Here is an 18525-nt window from a genome sequence, read left to right as displayed (position 1 = left end):
CTAGTATACATGGTACAGTTTGCTTTGTAAATATCTTTTTGCTTTTTTTGTTACAATGAATGAACAGAGACAGAATTTAGGAAGGTGGAAGGGATGAAACAAAGATGTACTTGGGCTAAAAGCAGTCCGAATATGAGTGAGTACCATGATAAGGTGTGGGGAGTTCCAGTCTATGAAGATCAGCGTTTATTTAGAAAGTTAGTTTTAGATATTAATCAGGCTGGATTAAGCTGGCAGACAATCTTAAATAAGGAACAGCAGTTTGACGAAGCATATGATTCCTTTGATATTCAGAAAGTAGCAATGTATGATGAAATAAAAATAGATGAGTTAGTAAATAATTCGGGAATTATCCGAAATCGAAGAAAAATAGAAGCAGCTATTCATAATGCTGGAAAAGTAATGGAAATCCAACAAGAGTTTGGCTCATTTTCTAAGTATTTGTGGGGATTCAATCAATATGAGGTAATGAACAATAACTATCAATACCAAGAGGAAATTCCTACAACCAATGAACTTTCAGACAGAATTAGTGCTGATTTAAAGAAAAGAGGATTTAAGTTTATTGGAAGCACCATTATCTATGCATTTTTAGAAGCCGTTGGAATAATCAATGATCATATCGTCTCTTGTTTTCGTCATAATGAAGTAAACTAAAAAATCTTCTCTAAGACAAAATTTGTTTTAGAGAAGACCACTGATTAAATTAGCTATTTTTTTCTAAAAAAGTAATATAAGAATCAACAATTGTTTTAAAGAATCCCATAGTACTTTCAGCAATTGTACCATCTTCATTGATTAAACTAACCACATTGCCAATGTATGCTTCTGGTTGTTGTAATGTAGGGACATTTAAAAAGACAAGTGATTGACGTAAATGATGGTTGGCACCGAATGCACTAATAGCACCAGGCGAAACACTTACAACTAGACCTGGTTTACCATCCCAAACGCTTTGTCCATACGGACGTGAACCAACGTCTAACGCATTTTTTAAAACGGCTGGAACAGAACGATTATATTCTGGAGTAACAAATACGACGCCATCTAGAGGTTTCACTTCTTCTCTAAAAGTTGTCCAAGAAGCAGGAGGTGTTCCTTCGTCATCTAAATCCTGATTATACATAGCCAAATCGTGCAAATTAATAAAGACAGGTTCATAATCTTCAGGAAATAAACTGGAAAGTGCAACTGCTACCGTTTTACTATAAGAACCTTTTCTTAAACTTCCGACAAAAAAACCAATTTTTTTCTTCATAAAACGTTCCTCCATTCTTAAATAACACTACATATTTATCATAAATCGAACATTTTACTTTTGCAAGCAAGAAGCAGGCAATTTCAATTGTTTCGAGGGGGAAACTATACTATAATGATAAAAATGAAAACGAATTAGGAGAGTAAATGACAGGGGAATTATTAATTCAAACACAATTAATCCAACTGGATATTTCAGCAATCATGGCATTAAAGGAAAAACGAGAGCAACAAGGAATAACTTATAAATTAGATCTGAGTTTATTCAAAGTAGCAACTGGAAAAGTCAATCACTTACTTTGTTGGGAAGACAATGAGCTGGTAGGATATGGGGCGTTATGCAATTTTGAGCCGACAGAATTAGAAATTACACTTGTAACTGAACCTGATCGAGCAATCATTCAATCAATAATTGAAGCATGTCTTACTTTTGCAAAAGAACGTAAAATAAAAAGAATATTGCTGATTATTGACCGAAATGATCGTTTTACTAAATCCTATGTAATCGAAACAAACCATTTTGAATATTGCTTTTCTGAATATGGCATGTTTCTATCTGCTCAAAAATTTAAATTCATTCCGCCAGAACTTTACATAGAACCAGCCGGAATGAATGATGGTAGCATTATTGCAAGTTTAGAGAATTCCCAAATTGTTGAAGAACAGAATCCAATTGACCCGGAAGATCTGAAAAATACACTAGTTTATAAGCAAAACAAAGAAATCATTGCATCAATTAGAATCGATTGTGATCAAGACAGATATGGTATTTATGGATTTGTGATAAGGGCGGATTATAGAGGTCAGGGGATAGGTAGAAAAATTCTCAGTCAAGTGATCGAGCAATTGCTAGAAAAACAAGCAAAAGAAATTTATTTAGAAGTAGAGTCGACGAATGCGGCAGCTCTTCATTTATATCAAGCCATTGGTTTTGAAGAAAAAAGCTTATTTGATTACTATCTGTGCGAAGGTGAAACTAAATAACAGAACAATAGACTGGGAACCAAGAAGTAGAACTTCTAAATTCTCAGTCTATTGTTAAGCAATGATGATTGCCCCTGCCAAGGTAAAGATAGTATAGCATAAATTAGTTATAATCAACTATTTTTACTTAAAATACAGGGTGTCAAGAAAAAACTCTTTACAGCTTGCCGGAAATCTGTTAAACTAACATTTGTGATTAAGTTAATGGAGGTGTAATAGATAAATGTCAGTAAAAATTCGTTTAAAACGCATGGGTTCTAAAAAGAGTCCTTTTTACCGTATTGTAGTAGCAGATTCACGTTCTCCTCGTGATGGACGTTTCATCGAAACTGTTGGAACTTACAATCCTTTAAAAGATCCTGCAGAAGTAGTTTTAAAAGAAGATTTAGTTTTAGACTGGTTGTCTAAAGGTGCTCAACCTTCAGATACAGTTCGTAACATCCTTTCAAAAGAAGGCGTTATGAAAAAACACCACGAAGCTAAGCTTAATAAGAAATAAGGTGACCGATTATGACAGATGTGAAAGAGTTAGTCTTAACTATCGTTCGTCCATTAGTCAGTCAACCTGAACAGATCAAGTTAGAGATAGAAGAGTCTGATACTTTTCTAGAATATAATTTGACTGTATCACCAGAAGATATTGGCCGTATTATCGGTAAACAAGGACGAGTTGCAAAAGCAATTCGGACAATTGTTTATAGTGTACGTGTGGATGGACCTAAAAAAGTTCGTTTGAATATCATAGATGGTAAATAGTACGATGTAAACCGTTCAATTTTTGGACGGTTTTTTTGTATTAACGATAAATAAAAAGTCTGAAAGTTAGAATAGAAAGAAGCCGAGATAAATAATTTACTTATAAAAAGTAAGCATAAAAGTTGTGCTTTTAAAAAAAGTGGTTATAATAAAAACATAAAGGTCAGAGATGGTCAATAAAACATCTTTTATCTTTAAACCAAAATAGGAGGTTTGTAAATTATGGCAAAACAACATTATGACAGAAGTAAACCCCATGTAAATATCGGTACGATTGGACATGTCGATCATGGGAAAACAACATTAACCGCTGCAATCACTACAGTATTAGGAAAAAAAGGCCTAGCAAACCCGCAGGACTATGCTAGTATTGATGCAGCACCAGAAGAACGGGAACGTGGTATTACTATTAATACTGCACACGTTGAATATGAAACAGACACAAGACATTATGCTCATATTGATGCACCTGGACACGCAGATTATGTTAAAAATATGATTACAGGTGCGGCTCAAATGGATGGTGCAATTTTAGTAGTATCAGCTACAGATGGACCTATGCCTCAAACAAGAGAACATATTTTGTTATCTCGTCAAGTTGGTGTGAAACATCTAGTGGTTTTCTTAAATAAAACTGACTTAGTTGATGACGAAGAATTAATTGATTTGGTAGAAATGGAAGTTCGTGAGTTATTAAACGAGTATAACTTTCCTGGTGATGATACACCAATTATCAAAGGTTCTGCCTTGAAAGCTTTGCAAGGAGATGAAGTGTCGGAAGCTGCTATTATAGAGTTGATGGATACGGTCGATTCTTATATTCCTACACCAGAAAGAGATACAGATAAACCTTTGTTGTTGCCAGTAGAGGATGTTTTTTCAATTACTGGTCGAGGAACAGTAGCTTCTGGGCGGATTGATCGTGGAAAGGTTAGCGTTGGTGATGAAATTGAAATTGTCGGCATTAAGCCTGAAACACAAAAAGCTGTTGTTACTGGAATCGAAATGTTCCGTAAAACGTTGGATTATGGTGAGGCTGGCGATAATGTCGGTATTTTGTTAAGAGGTGTGACTCGGGACGAAATCGAGCGTGGACAAGTTATTGCCAAACCAGGTTCAATTACGCCACATACAAAATTCATTGCAGAAGTTTATGTTCTAACCAAAGAAGAAGGCGGTCGTCACACGCCATTCTTTACAAACTATCGTCCACAATTTTATTTCCGTACAACTGATGTAACGGGTATTGTGGAACTACCAGATGGTATTGAAATGGTTATGCCAGGTGATAATGTAACAATAGATGTTGAATTAATCCATCCAATTGCAGTAGAACAAGGAACAACTTTTTCTATTCGTGAAGGTGGAAGAACTGTTGGTTCAGGAATTGTGACAACGATAGAAGAATAAAAAAGATACAGGACAATTACTAGATTTAATACTAATGATTGTTCTGTTCTTTTTTTAATGTGGAGATAATTGTGTGATACAGTGAAGCTAGCGATTGGTTGCTATTTAATTTTAAAATAGGACTAATAGAATGTTCCAGTTGATAACTATGTTCCGCATAAGTTCCAATGTCGGAAGGATTTTTCGCTGTATGGTAGGTTTTGCACCATTCTAAAAAATCATTGGTCTGATTTCCTTGTTCATCTAGATTTAATGCAGATTTACCGCCTCGCTCAATTTCTCTTTTTTCCAATCTTTTAAACCGTAATTCTTCGTCTAAATAAAGGAAAATTAGCAGATCTCGATCCGTGAATCCATTTGGGTTCCATGCGAAAACAGAACCAGAAGCAACGAAATCTTTGTTTGTCTTACGGTCATATTGATACATAGTTAAACGCTCATCTATTGCGTAACTTTCAGTGAATCGGTTATCTTTCCAAATGTATGAATCTGTATCAATCCACTTTATTTGCTCCTTTTTGGCGATAAACTCACCCAAAGTACTTTTTCCCGTTCCAGCTGCACCAATTATTTGTATTTTCATAGAATAGTCCTTCCCAATTAAAATTCAGTTCAAAAATTCTGACAAGTCTGATTATACTATTGGTTGGAAGAATAGTTCAAGAAGGATTTTCAGAATAAAACAAGAAGATAGTTAGTCTCTCTATAACGGATCTGTTATACTAATAAAAATGTGGGAGGGAATAATAATGGTTTGTAACGTTTTAAGGATAGATGCCTTTACACGGGTTTCTGGCAAAGGTAATCCAGCAGGAGTTGTTTTGAATGGTGATGATTTTAATACTGAATTGATGCAAGAAATTGCTAAAAAAGTTGGATTTAACGAAACTGTTTTTGTTTGTACAAGTGAAAAAGCAGATATTCAACTCAGATATTTTACACCGGGGTATGAAACACCGCTTTGCGGACATGCTACTATCGGTGCTGTTTTTGCTTTGTATGATGGAAAAGGTGACCAAGAGTTGTTAATCGAAACAGGAGCAGGGATCTTACCAGTTAATTATAACGATCAGCTGAAGCGCATTACCATGAGGCAAGCGACACCACAATTTGTTGATTTTAATGGTGATAAATCAGCTCTTTGTAAAAGTCTAGGAATTAACCTTGAAGATCTTCATCCGAAGCTGCCAATTCAATATGGAAATACTGGTTCATGGACAATGCTAGTTCCTGTAACTAACAAAAGTATTTTAGCTAAGATGGATCCCAGCACTGAGACATTCCCTGATATTTTAAAAGAAATTCCTCGTGCGTCGATCCATCCTTTTGCAGTATTATCTGAGTCAAAAGGAGAGTTTACAGCTCGTCATTTTTCATCACCTTATTCTGGGACTATTGAAGATTCTGTTACTGGAACAGCCTCGGGTGTTATGGGAGCGTACATGCTTAATCAATTATATCCAGAGGCTAATGGAGCAGAATTGACAGTTTTCCAAGGTCAGCACGTTCAAAGCCAAGGTTGTGTAAATGTACATGTAAATAGAAATATTCGAGGCGAATTTGAAGTTAAGATTTCTGGTGAAGCTTGCTTTAATAAATATATTGAAATTATATGAGAATAGGGCGATTTGGATCTAATTCTAATAGTCAACAGAAATTCGGATAAACAATAAATTCACATACTAAATCAAAGCTTTCGAAATAAAAAATCACAAAAATTATTTTTCAAATTTTTGTGATTTTTTATTATTTTTATAAGTTACACATTTTGGTCTAAAGCAATTTTTTACCGTTGATATCTATTTCTAAGAATTCGACGAATACCATGTACTTGTTTTTGTTTTTCAATAGGAGCATTGTCAATAATTAGTAAAGCAATCATTACATAAACAATAAAACTTGTTCTGGAATACAATGTATAGCGTGGAATCCATTCCGCGGCGTATTTTTCTTTGTAGTCTCGTAAGCCTCTAAATGAATAAAAACGTGAACCAAATTCATAAACTAAATAAGCAGCCCGTTCTTGAATGAAACTCTTTTTAGATGTTCCAACATTAGATAAAGGGGCCATCCCAAGGTTGAAGTAACTAAGACCTTCATCTTTCATGTAGCCAAATAAAGAAATAAATAGAAAATCCATAACACCAGAAGGCGCTTCGTGACTATATCGCATCAAATCGATAGTTCCTTCTTCGCTATTATAGGTTGGCATAATATTTGCAAAAGCAACGATCTGATTGTTTTCATTTTTAGCAACAGCAATTTTACTTCGTTGTAAGTAATTTTCTGAGAAGAAACCGAGTGAAAAACCTTTTTCCTTACGACTGCCTAGCCATTCATCTGAAACAGATTTTAGTTCTTGCATTAATTCTGGTGAAAAAGGTGGTTTTAAAACTTCGAACTGATAGTTTGCTTTTGCAAAGCGATTCATTACAGCTCGCTCACTTTTCATTTTTTTACCAGATAATGTAAAGTTTGGTAAATCAACATGTGCTTCTTCGCCCATTTTAATAAAGTCGTAACCATACTCATGTAAAAACATTACGATGTCTTCTGAGGCTTCGTAAAAAACAGGTAAGTAACCCCAAGTGTCACTTTCATTGAGAAATTGTTCAATTGCAGCAGGAAAATCTTCTTTTTTACCAGAAGGATCACCCATGATTATGCATTTATTATTTAAAGTTTTAAATTGTAGTAATACTGTTTCATTTCCTTCGGCATCAGCATACAAATACATATCTTTGTCATCTAGAAAAATTAGCTGGCTGTCAGTATTACCGCCATACGTATTTAAAAGTCCTAATACACGCTCTTCATCTAATGGTGCCCCCATTTTACGACGAGAGCCTTCTAGATAACGGATAAACAAGTAACTAAATAAGACGACTAATAAAAGCCCGATTAAGCCTGAAAACCAAATTTTTTCTGATGGGAATAAAAAGAATTCAATAAAATGATGCCTATGATGTGGAAAGGTAGGTAAATTATAGACACCAATAACAATATAAAAAATGGTTAATGTTAAGAAAATAATTCCATCAATTGTTACCATTTCCCAAGAGTATACCAACTGTTCTCTAAATAATTCTTGTTTAGAAAATATAACAATGATTAATAAAATTAGTAGAAAAAGAATAATTCCCCAATTAAAGTCTTTAGCGAAGGTATAGACTAATGTAAGAGCGATTAATCCGATTGTCGGCAGATATGCTCGTTTTACTCTAGCTGCGATTCCCCGACCCATAATTAACAACAAGAAACCTAGTAAAATAGCAGGCAATTGTGTTATAAGATGGAACGAAAGCGGGTTTAAATGGCTTAACCAAGTGTATTTTGAGAATGCTTCCGGAATAGTTGCAGACAAGACCATCATAATCCCGGAAAAGTACATTAAGAAAACAACAAATTTATGCGCTAACGCCGTAGAAATTTCTCTAGGTATGCCGGAATAACGGCTATTTAAGGTATGGCTCAAGTTTTTCACAAAGAATGTAGCGCCAATAATAAAGGGAACAATGTAATAAAATAAACGATACAATAAAATCCAGGCGACTACAGTTTCCCGATCAATCCCTAAGGCAGACAAACCAATAATCATCATAATATCAAAACTACCAAGTTCGCCAGGAATCATAGAAACAATCCCGATAACTGAAGCAGCAATGAAAAGAGGCATGATCTGAAGCGGATTAAACTGGATATCCATTAAAAGACCGATTAGTAAGAAGCTACCTAAAACGCCTGTCCATTCTAAAAATGATGTTAGTATCAGACCAATCCGCGTCGCATTATCTGTATCACCAATGTATTCATCTTTTTTTACTAAACTAACGATTAAAATAATGGGGAAATATAGACCGCCACCAATTAGCCAGATCCAATATTGTTGTAAATAATCATTAGGATGTCCAAACATTACTAGGAAAAAGGAAATTAAGCTATAAATTGAAAGCCCCGACATCAAAAAAATTAATATTTTTGAAAGTGCTCTAACAACTAATTTACCGTTTTTTTCTTTGCCATAAAACTCTGAGCGTAAACCAATACTAATCAAACCACCGAAACCAGCGATGTTGTTAATTGTATTAATCATCCAACTCGTTTCTAACAAATAAAGCTTATTAGGTTTTTGCTTTAAAATGTTATTCAGAATCAAGTCGTAGCCAACCATCGGTAGAACAGCGATTAAGCCTATCAAAAACATAAGAACGATTTTCCAAGCAGAGATATCTCCAAAAATGTCACCAAGCTGTTGAGCTGAAATAGTTTTACTAATAGAAATAAGTTCTTGAATTACGATAATCACAACAGAAAAAATAAAAATCATTTTGAAATAACTTGCTCGATCTTTGAACCATTGAAATATACTTTTCATCTAATACACCTTCTTTTCTTTTAAAAATGTTAAAACTTCTTTATTAAATAATTTAGGAACTTTTTTCGCAAATGAATGTCCTTGTTTAGGTACTGAAACAAAAGAAGCATTAGGAATTTCTTTTGCAATGTAAAGTGTATGAGAGCGTTTAATCAGATCATATTTTCCGACAATAACTAGTGTTTTAGCAGAAATTTGTCTTAAATCTACAGTAGATACGCCAATATCTTTTAACATTAATTGAACAATTAATTGACGTTTTTTTACTTTTTTACTAAAAAAAGCTGCAAAACTTAAACAAGTGTGTTCAATTTTTGTTAAAACGCGAAATGGCCAAAAAATACCATCAACTTTTGTATTGCCAGCATTCAAAACTAAACGATGGACCATGGTAGGATACTTCTTTGTAAAAACCATAGCCAAATTGGCTCCATCGCTAAAACCAAGGATATCTGCTTTTGAAATGTTTTCCTGTTTCATAATCGCGTAAAGATCATTTGCCATTTGCTCGAAGTAAAGTGAGTCACTTCGATTAGTTGAGCGTCCGTGTCCACGACTATCAACTGTATATACCGTAAAGTACCGGCTAAATTCAGGAACCTGTTTTTCAAAATATTTACCGCTGCCACCATTTCCATGAAGTAAAAATAGCGGTGATCCTTGACCGGTTATTTCATAATAAATTAAACTATTATCTGTGGTTAAAAGTAATTTTTTTTGTTTGTCCATTATGATTACCACCCATCATAGTTAGTATAGCTGTTTTGTGTTTTATTTAAAACTGAAATGTGTATAAAATTGATCTTTGTTTTTATTAAATAATCGTAAAGACTATTTCTTTTTTTCGCTTTTTTTTCTATAATAACGTATGATGATAACTACTTATAAATAGTTTGGATGGTCAGTGAATGAGAATCATAAAGAGAATCGTAGTCTTTTTTTTGTTGTTACTATTGATTGGTTTGGGATATTCTGTTTTTAAAATTAGAGAAAACGTCCAACAAGTAATGACCTATGAATCGCAAGTAGAAGCAGCAGTAGACAGTAATAATATTGCTGATTATAAAAATATAGTTTTAGCAATTATTTATACAGAATCAAAAGGTCGTTCAAACGATTTGATGCAAAGTAGTGAAAGCGCCTATGGAAAACAGCAAATGATTGATACGCCAGAGGAAAGCATTGAGATCGGTGTAGCTTTTTTAGCACAAGCGATTACGAAAGCGCGAGAAGCAGATGTTGATATTTGGACAGCCGTTCAAGCATATAATTTTGGTCTGGATTATATCAATTTCGTCCAAGATCGTGGAGGTAAAAACTCTATAAAATTGGCTGAAGAATATTCAAAAGAGATATTATCACCGCTTTTGGGAAATGATACTGAAAAAACCTATCGTTATTACCGCCCACAAGCTGTTCTGTATAATGGTGGCTATCTTTATAACAATGGCGGCAATATGTTTTATGCTGATTTAGTGAAAATGAATTTACAGTTTATTAAATGGTTAAGCTAACGATATTGTTATTTTTTCATAAAACCTTAAGAAAATCGAGACAGGAGTCTAACGCTGATATATTCAGCATGAAAGCTTCTGTCTCATTATTTTTTTGTGGTAAAACAGCAAAAAAAAGTTAGATTTTAAGGAATTTCTTGAAGTTCTATTGATTTACAAGTAAACTAAGGAAGATGTATTTTATCAAGGGGAAAGTAGGGAATTGAATTTATGATCGATAGGTTTGACATAAAAAAGGGTTTAACTGAATCCGAAGTGGCTGAGCGAAAGCGCCAAGGATTACAAAATAATTATGAAGAAAATGTAGCAAAGTCAAATAAAGATATTATCTATGATAACGTAATGACGCTATTTAATTTTTTGAATTTTGGTATCGCGCTTTGTTTATTATTTGTTGGCGCGTATTCCAACTTAGCCTTTTTAGCAATAATTTTAGTAAATATGGGAATGGGGATTTATCAAGAAATTCATGCAAGAAACCTCGTTCAAAAACTATCTATTGTTGCTAAAGAAAGTGTACATGTGATACGTGATGGTCAAGAACAGGAAATCGACACTAAAGAATTGGTTATGGATGATGTTGTCGTGATCGCTGCTGGCGAGCAAGTTCCATCTGATATGGAAGTTTTATCAGGGAAAGCCGAAGCTAATGAAGCATTGTTAACTGGTGAATCTGATTTAATTGAGAAAACTGAAGGAGCCGTTCTTTTATCGGGTAGTTTTCTAGCAAGCGGGCAAGTTTATGCGAAAGTGATTCATGTGGGTGCTGAAAACTATGCTGTTAAAATAACTGCTGAAGCCAAAGTTCACAAACCAATTCAATCTGAATTAGTTAACTCAATTAGAAAAGTATCAAAATTTACTAGCTTAGTAATTATTCCTATCGGGATTATCTTATTTTTAGAAGGTTTAATGATTCGCGATTCTGGAATGAAAGCTTCAGTAATTGCATCTGCGGCTGCATTATTAGGAATGTTGCCAAAAGGCTTAGTATTGTTGATTAGTATTGCATTGACGACTGGTGTTATTAAATTGGCCAAAAAACGAATCTTAGTTCAAGATATGTATTCGATTGAAACGTTGGCTCATGTTGATACTTTATGTCTAGATAAAACAGGAACAATCACCGAAGGTAAAATGAAGGTTCAAAAAGTCGAAGTCCTTCATGCGAATTATCATGAAAATTTTCCGCAGATTATTGGTAGTTATCTAGCGGAGAGTACTGATAACAATATTACTATGCAAGCGATTCGGGATCATTTTGAATTATCCAATCGTTATGGTGCAGTTAAAACATCTCCATTTTCTTCTGAGCGAAAATGGGGTGCAATTGAATTTAATGAGTTAGGTACAGTTTTTCTAGGAGCTCCTGAAAAATTAGTTTCAGAAGATCGATTACCTAAAGAAGTATTAGAAGCACAAGAAAATGGTTTCCGTGTCCTGATGTTAGGGATCGCCGAGAATACACCATTGGATGAAGAAAAGATGCCTTATTTGGAACCATTAGCTGTTATAGAAATCGATGATCCGATTCGTGAAAATGCTAATGAAACGTTGGCCTATTTACGTGAAGAAGGTATTGATTTAAAAGTTATCTCAGGTGATAATCCTGTAACTGTTTCAAATATTGCTCGTCGCGCTGGATTGTTTGGTTATGAATCTTATATTGATTTATCAACGATGGAAACAGAAGCTGAAGTACGTCAAGCTGTTCATGAGTACACTGTTTTCGGTCGAGTGACGCCGCAGCAAAAACGAACGATTGTGCGAGAACTAAAAGATAATGACCATGTTGTTGCTATGACAGGTGACGGCGTAAATGATGTTCTTGCTTTAAGAGAAGCTGATTGTAGTATTGCGATGGCAGAAGGCGATGGTGCTACAAGACAAATCTCAAATTTAGTTTTATTGGATTCTGATTTTACTACGTTGCCTGATGTTTTATTTGAAGGGCGACGTGTTGTCAATAATGTTACTAAAGTAGCAAGTATTTTCTTTATTAAAACAATCTATTCATTTATATTATCGATGATTTGTATATTCACGGCTGTTGCTTTTCCGTTTATTCCGATTCAAATTACCTTAATTGACTTAGCAATTGAAGGTTATCCGGCATTCTTCTTGTCATTTGAAGGTGATAAAAGAAAAGTCGTTGGGAAGTTTTTACCTACAGCCTTAAGAAATGCTTCAGTCAATGCGGTTTTAGTTGTGTTTAATATTGTTGCTGTGTATTTACTTGCTCAAAATAGAGGCTTTTCTCAAATGGACACGACAACATTAATGTATTATTTATTGATTGGGATTAGCTGTATGGCAGTTGTTCGAGCATGTTTGCCGTTTAACCCGTTGCGAATTTTCCTATCTGTAACGACAATTGGCGGGATATATGTTGCTGCAATGTTGTTCCATCGCATTTTAGAAGTTGGTTTCTTAACGTCACAAACTTTACCGATTTTTGCAGTGATGATGGTCATTAACATTATTATTCGTGTAATTATAGGATTGCTTCAGTTGAAAAAAACTGGTAAGACAATTAAGGATCTTTAGAATAAACAAAGAGAATGGTCGCACATTACTTCTTTCAAATGAACAATTTGAAGGGCGTGACAGTAGTAGATCATTCTCTTTTTATATAAAGAAAATAATATGAAAAGATTGATGCAATTTACTTGAAAATTATGTTGTTTATGATACAATAAAACATGTGTAATTGTGTCTTTTTAAATTCGCGCTGAACTTTTCAGTGCTTTTTTACTGACTGATCACATGAATTAGCGAATAGCTATTTTTTGGAGGTGAGAACAGTGGCACAAAGAATTCCTCAAGAAGTGATCGAGGAAGTAAGACAACGTACGAATATTGTTGATGTCGTTGGACAATATGTTCAACTAAAAAAATCCGGCAAGAATTATATGGGTCTATGTCCGTTTCACGAAGAACGTTCCCCTTCATTTTCAGTAGCAGAAGATAAACAAATTTTTCATTGTTTTGGCTGCGGAAAAGGCGGAACTGTTTTTAATTTTCTGCAGGAAATAGAAGGAATTAGTTTTCCTGAATCTGTTCGCCGAGTTGCTGAATTAGAACAAATTCCTGTGAATGTTGATTGGGCTAACTCTGTTGACTCTGATTCAGCTGAAAGCATGCAAAATCGAAAATTAATCGAACTACATCAAAAAGCTGCGGATCTGTACCATCATGTATTGATGAATACAGAAATCGGTGAACCAGCATTAAATTATTTGTTGGAGCGTGGTTTGACTAAGGAATTGATTGAAACATTCAAAATTGGCTTTGCACCTCAAAAACGTGATTTTTTGACACAAGTATTTCAAAACGATCAAGTAGCTGAGGAACTATTAAAGGAATCAGGATTATTTATTCAAAGAGATAGCGGGGATTTTTTAGACCGTTTTTATCAGCGGGTAATGTTCCCAATTAATGATGATCGCGGTAAAGTCATTGCCTTTTCTGGTAGATTGCTTAAGACTGATGATTTTTCAGGTAAAGATATGCCGAAATATTTAAATAGTCCGGAGACGTTACTTTTTAACAAGCGGGACACTTTATTTAATTTTGATAAGGCTCGTAAAGAAATTCGTAAAGAAAATACGGTTTTCTTATTCGAAGGATTTATGGACGTAATTGCAGCTTGGCAGGCTGGAATTTCAAGCGGAGTTGCTTCGATGGGAACGAGTTTAACCAATGAACAAATCCGAAAGCTTGAGAGAGTCGCCAAGGAATTAGTTGTTTGTTATGATGGAGATTCTGCCGGTGTAGAAGCAACAAATCGTGCAATTTCATTGTTAAGTGAGCATAGCCGTTTTCAATTAAGTATCGTCAGTATCCCTGAAAAATTGGACCCTGATGAATACTTGAGAAAGTACGGAAGCGAATCATTTCGCGAAATTGCTCTTCATGGTCGAGAGACTGTTTTCAGTTTTAAAATGCAGTATCATCGCTTAAATAAAAACATGAATAACGAAAAAGAACAATTAGATTATGTGAATGAATTGCTACAAGAATTAATGCTTGTTCAATCGCCATTAGAACGTGATCGGTATTTAAATCAGCTTGCACAAGAGTTTCAACTATCATTTCAAAGTTTGGAAGATCAACTGAAACAGCTTGAAACAGCACAGCGTTCAGCTAAAAGACGGGAACGACAATCTGAACCCGAGCCACCTCAGTATTTTGAAATGGACGGCATGCAAGAACCACCAGATATGATGGAGCATGCGCATCCTGAAAAAGCCACAGGACAAAACAAACTACCACTTACCCGAGTCGAAAAGGCAGAACGAACTTTATTGTTTCGCTTAATGAACGAACAAGGTGTGAGAAATTTGGTGCAGCAACAAGAGAATTTTAGTTTTGCCCACGATTCTTATCAAGAATTATACTTATTGTTGGATAGTTATATGAGTATTCATGATCAGTTTTTGTTAGCTGACTTTTTAGATTTCATAAAAGAAGAGTCAACAAAAAAATTGGCGATTGATATCTCGTATCAAACAATCTCTGAGGAAAGTTCTGATCGTGAGATTGCCGATGTTCTAAAAGTGATTGAAAATTCAAGCTTAGAGGATCAAATTTCTCAAAAGCAACTGCAGAAAAAAGAAGCAGAACGGCTAGGTAATCGTCAACTTGTAGATGAGTTAGCTATTGAAGTCGTCAGCTTAGTACAACAATTGCAAAAAAGTCGTACAGCACTCTAGAAATTTTTAGACGATGTACTTAGACTATTTTATAGATTTAGCCGAATGGAAAAATGAAGGGGGCCTTCTTTCATGGAAAAAGAAACAGAAAAAAAATATGCAGCTGCAGTGGCAGCCTTTATCAAAGAAAACAAGCCTAAAGGTAATGTTTTTTATGATGATTTAACAAATACTTTAGCAACGCCATATACGTTGAATGCTGACGAAATGGAAAAGTTGATCCAAAAAGTTGAAGATGCAGGAATAAGCGTTGTTGACGAAAATGGTGACCCAAGTGAACACAGTCTTAAAAAAGACGAAAAAGTTGCTGAAAAAGCCCAAATGGAAGATTTATCTGCCCCAACTGGTGTTAAGATTAATGATCCTGTTCGTATGTACTTAAAAGAAATTGGACGTGTTCAATTATTAACAGCGGCTGAAGAAGTTGAATTAGCTTTAAAAATTGAAGAAGGCGATCAAGAAGCAAAACAACGTTTAGCAGAAGCTAACTTGCGTTTAGTTGTATCGATTGCAAAACGTTATGTTGGTCGTGGAATGCAATTTCTTGATCTGATCCAAGAAGGAAATATGGGGCTAATGAAAGCCGTAGAAAAATTTGATTACCGTAAAGGATTTAAATTTTCAACCTATGCAACTTGGTGGATTCGTCAAGCGATTACTCGTGCCATTGCTGACCAAGCTAGAACGATTCGGATTCCAGTGCATATGGTGGAAACAATTAACAAATTAATCCGTATTCAGCGTCAATTATTACAAGATTTAGGTCGGGAACCTACACCAGAAGAAATCGGTGCTGAAATGGATTTGCCAACCGAAAAAGTTCGTGAGATTCTAAAAATTGCTCAAGAGCCTGTTTCTTTAGAAACACCAATTGGTGAAGAAGATGATTCTCACTTAGGCGATTTTATTGAAGATCAGGACGCTACCAGCCCAGCTGAACATGCAGCTTATGAACTTTTAAAAGAACAATTAGAAGATGTATTAGATACATTGACTGACCGCGAAGAAAATGTGCTGCGTTTACGTTTTGGTTTAGATGATGGACGCACACGTACTTTGGAAGAAGTTGGGAAAGTATTTGGTGTTACTCGGGAACGGATTCGTCAAATCGAAGCAAAAGCTTTACGCAAATTGCGCCATCCATCTCGTTCTAAACAATTAAAAGATTTTCTAGAATAGAATGTATAAACTGAATTAATCAAATGTGATTAGTTTACGGTTTTCTTATTACTAGGGAGTGAGGCAAAACTAATTTTACGTTTTGCTCCACTCCCTTTTAAACAATCGTAATGAAAAAGTTAGATAGTACATATTGGAAGAAAAGCGATTTTGTGGTAGATTAGACTTACCTGAATTGAGTAGAATGTGAGGCTGAATAAATGACGAAACAATGTCCAAATTGTGGAACCGAAATAGACAAGCAAGAAGAAGTCTGTCCAAATTGTGGATTTACTTTTAACGACAAGCAGGCAGATAAAACTTCTTCGCAAAAAAATAATGATGATAATCAACCAAAAAAAGAGGAAGACACTTCCAGTTTCCTAAATAAAGAGCAAAATGAAAATATCGAATGGTCTGAATTAAAAGATATGAGTATTGGCCATGTAATGACGATGTTTAATGAACAAGAACCTGAAAAACCTAAAGAAGAGCAAGAACAAGTAGATAATGAAACTGCTTCTGAAAGTAAATTAGATTCTGCTGCTGTTGAAGCTGAAAAAAAATCTGAATCAGATAGTGAAATTACTGAAGAAAAAGCTGATAAAATCATGTTAGATCAGTATATTAACGAACATAAAAACGAAAAGCAAGAGCATACGTCAGAAACAAGTGATAATGACTCAGAAAAAATTTCAGAAACAGAACTTGAGACTGACACAGAAGAGCAAACAAATATTTCAACTGACTCGTTTGATACAACTGAAGAAAAACAAGTTGAAGTTAAGAAGGATGAGCAAGAAGCTACGACTAAAAAAGAAGAAATCAAGCAGTCCTCTGACTCAAAGCAAAAGAATGCAATTGATAAATTTACACCGCCAACTGAAAAATCTGAAAACAAGCAAGTGATGGGTCCTAAAGCATTACCAGCCAAATCACCTGAGATTCCTTCTAAAAGTAAAAAACCAGAAGAAATTGAGATGGACGCTGCCCCGATTTTCTTTAAAGACGGTGAAGATCCGAAAATTCAAAAAAACAAAAGTCAGTTTGACAAACCAGCTTCAAAAAATACTGTGCAAAAAAGCACTTCACCAGATCAAGAGAATAAACCAGTGAAGAAAAACTACAAAAAAATGTCAATTGTTTTAGCTGCTGTTGTTGTTTTAGCAGGCGGAACTTGGTTTGCTTACAGTCAAACACAAAAAACAGATACAGCTGAAACTCAAGTGTCAGAAACGCAAAAAAAATTAGCTGAACAAACTGAGAAAGAGCTAAATGGTTACTTTACAGATGATAAGCAACTTTTCATTAAACCGGAAATGGTCAGTGTCAGTCCCGATTCGATCAAGGGAAATTTAGACAAATTAAAAGACGATGCTCAATATAAAGAGTTAGAAGCACTTTATAAAAAAGTAACAGAAAAACAAGCGGCGATCACTCAGGTCAATGATTTATTCATTGAACCTATTATTGATGGCGCCAAATTAGCTGATGCAAGTCTTAAAGCTGACAAAAAAATTGATATGGTCAAACGCGAAGAAAAAGATGATTTTGATAAGTTAATCAATCAAGCGATTGCACAAGCGACAGAGCAATACGATCAATTACAAAAAGCGAAGGCTGCAATTGATGTTTTCTATAAAAACAATGAATTGACAGCAGCTTTAACAAGAGACACATATACAGCCGCTAAAACAGAAGTTGATAAAGTAAAAAGTGAGACATTACGTAATCCTTTAAATGAAGTTTTAGTAAAAGCCAATACAGCTTTAACAAATGCGGAAACTACAGCGGCTGCACAACAGCAAGCAGCCGTTCAAGCGGCAGCGCAAAATAATGAAACAAGTCAAGCTGCTAATGATTCAACAAGTGCTGCTCAGGCAGTTACTACTAATGGTCAGCAACCAGATGCGAATACATTTTCTGCAGCGAATGCTGATGGCGTTTATACTGATCCTGTTTATTCTGTGAATCCAAGCGATGTAGCTGACATGAGTAATCCAGCTTGGACATGGGCACCGGGTGTTCAAGAAAAAGTTATTGCTACATGTATTGAACGTGGCTATATTGTAGCAGGAGGCTATACTTTACAACCAGCTAGAATTATTAACGGCGAAGGTTACTATAATTTATACGGGTCAGATGGTCAATATCTGGTGACTATTAATGCAAAAACAGGTTGGTTTAAAGGAAATGCTTCAAGAAATGCTGGAAGATAAAAGATAGTTATATTACATTTTAAATGAGGCTGAAACAGGAGCGATTAACTTCAGGAACCAAGCGAGTACTGTGATTTTTGAGAGTATAGTCCAGTATTGAGAATTTTGCAGAATTATTTTTGCAACTTCCGGCTTAT

The 18525-nt window shown here is 34.9% G+C and carries 15 protein-coding genes; 11 read left to right on the top strand and 4 right to left on the bottom strand.

Annotated elements, in window-relative coordinates; genetic code table 11:
• Positions 1-93: 93 nt before the first annotated feature.
• Positions 94-657, top strand: a complete 564-nt coding sequence (locus tag C240_RS02700; RefSeq protein ID WP_271490659.1) for a DNA-3-methyladenine glycosylase I — start codon at positions 94-96, stop codon at positions 655-657.
• A 49-nt stretch (positions 658-706) separates the two neighbouring features.
• Here the strand turns inward: C240_RS02700 and C240_RS02695 are convergent, their stop codons facing one another.
• Complete coding sequence (locus tag C240_RS02695; RefSeq protein ID WP_271490658.1) at positions 707-1258, bottom strand: NADPH-dependent FMN reductase; 552 nt, start codon at positions 1256-1258, stop codon at positions 707-709.
• 146 nt (positions 1259-1404) lie between these two features.
• On the opposite strand from C240_RS02695, the gene C240_RS02690 reads away from it, so the two are divergent.
• From C240_RS02690 to tuf, 4 genes are all read left to right on the top strand, one after another.
• Entirely contained in the window at positions 1405-2241 is an 837-nt protein-coding gene (locus C240_RS02690) for a GNAT family N-acetyltransferase (RefSeq protein WP_271490657.1), read from the top strand.
• Positions 2242-2464: 223 nt separating this feature from the next.
• On the top strand, positions 2465-2740 hold the full coding sequence (rpsP, locus tag C240_RS02685) for a 30S ribosomal protein S16 (protein WP_271490656.1): 276 nt from the start codon (positions 2465-2467) through the stop codon (positions 2738-2740).
• An 11-nt stretch (positions 2741-2751) separates the two neighbouring features.
• Complete coding sequence (locus C240_RS02680) at positions 2752-2997, top strand: KH domain-containing protein (protein ID WP_271490655.1); 246 nt, start codon at positions 2752-2754, stop codon at positions 2995-2997.
• A gap of 222 nt (positions 2998-3219) precedes the next feature.
• Positions 3220-4407 carry an elongation factor Tu gene (gene tuf, locus C240_RS02675; RefSeq protein ID WP_271490654.1) on the top strand — a complete coding sequence of 396 codons (1188 nt, stop codon included), beginning with the start codon at positions 3220-3222 and terminating at the stop codon, positions 4405-4407.
• A gap of 31 nt (positions 4408-4438) precedes the next feature.
• Here the strand turns inward: tuf and C240_RS02670 are convergent, their stop codons facing one another.
• Positions 4439-4990, bottom strand: coding sequence for an AAA family ATPase (locus C240_RS02670; RefSeq protein ID WP_271490653.1), 552 nt, complete (start codon positions 4988-4990; stop codon positions 4439-4441).
• A 166-nt stretch (positions 4991-5156) separates the two neighbouring features.
• Between C240_RS02670 and C240_RS02665 the strand changes: the two genes are divergently transcribed.
• Positions 5157-6023 (top strand): PhzF family phenazine biosynthesis protein, encoded by an 867-nt coding sequence (locus tag C240_RS02665; RefSeq protein ID WP_271490652.1) that lies wholly within the window; start codon positions 5157-5159, stop codon positions 6021-6023.
• Positions 6024-6193: 170 nt separating this feature from the next.
• Here the strand turns inward: C240_RS02665 and mprF are convergent, their stop codons facing one another.
• Both mprF and C240_RS02655 read right to left on the bottom strand, forming a co-directional pair.
• Positions 6194-8782 carry a bifunctional lysylphosphatidylglycerol flippase/synthetase MprF gene (gene mprF, locus C240_RS02660; RefSeq protein WP_271490651.1) on the bottom strand — a complete coding sequence of 863 codons (2589 nt, stop codon included), beginning with the start codon at positions 8780-8782 and terminating at the stop codon, positions 6194-6196.
• Complete coding sequence (locus C240_RS02655) at positions 8783-9511, bottom strand: alpha/beta fold hydrolase (protein ID WP_271490650.1); 729 nt, start codon at positions 9509-9511, stop codon at positions 8783-8785. It abuts the gene before it with no gap.
• A gap of 179 nt (positions 9512-9690) precedes the next feature.
• Here C240_RS02655 and C240_RS02650 point away from each other — a divergent pair, with 179 nt between their 5' ends.
• From C240_RS02650 to C240_RS02630, 5 genes are all read left to right on the top strand, one after another.
• Positions 9691-10296 (top strand): lysozyme family protein, encoded by a 606-nt coding sequence (locus C240_RS02650; RefSeq protein ID WP_271490649.1) that lies wholly within the window; start codon positions 9691-9693, stop codon positions 10294-10296.
• A 210-nt stretch (positions 10297-10506) separates the two neighbouring features.
• Positions 10507-12843, top strand: coding sequence for a cation-translocating P-type ATPase (locus tag C240_RS02645; RefSeq protein WP_271490648.1), 2337 nt, complete (start codon positions 10507-10509; stop codon positions 12841-12843).
• Positions 12844-13100: 257 nt separating this feature from the next.
• Positions 13101-15011, top strand: a complete 1911-nt coding sequence (gene dnaG, locus C240_RS02640; RefSeq protein ID WP_271490647.1) for a DNA primase — start codon at positions 13101-13103, stop codon at positions 15009-15011.
• A gap of 72 nt (positions 15012-15083) precedes the next feature.
• Positions 15084-16190: an RNA polymerase sigma factor RpoD gene (gene rpoD, locus C240_RS02635; RefSeq protein WP_271490646.1), complete on the top strand. Its 1107-nt coding sequence runs from the start codon at positions 15084-15086 to the stop codon at positions 16188-16190.
• 200 nt (positions 16191-16390) lie between these two features.
• The gene (locus tag C240_RS02630; RefSeq protein ID WP_271490645.1) at positions 16391-18388 is read left to right on the top strand and encodes a cell division site-positioning protein MapZ family protein; all 1998 of its coding nucleotides are present in this window, start codon (positions 16391-16393) and stop codon (positions 18386-18388) included.
• Positions 18389-18525: the final 137 nt, after the last annotated feature.

Origin of the sequence: Enterococcus sp. 5H (assembly GCF_028128615.1) — a bacterium.
Classification (GTDB): domain Bacteria; phylum Bacillota; class Bacilli; order Lactobacillales; family Enterococcaceae; genus Enterococcus_L.
Note: the sequence above shows the minus strand (reverse complement) of the source record. Positions and strands in the feature narration are given on the sequence as shown.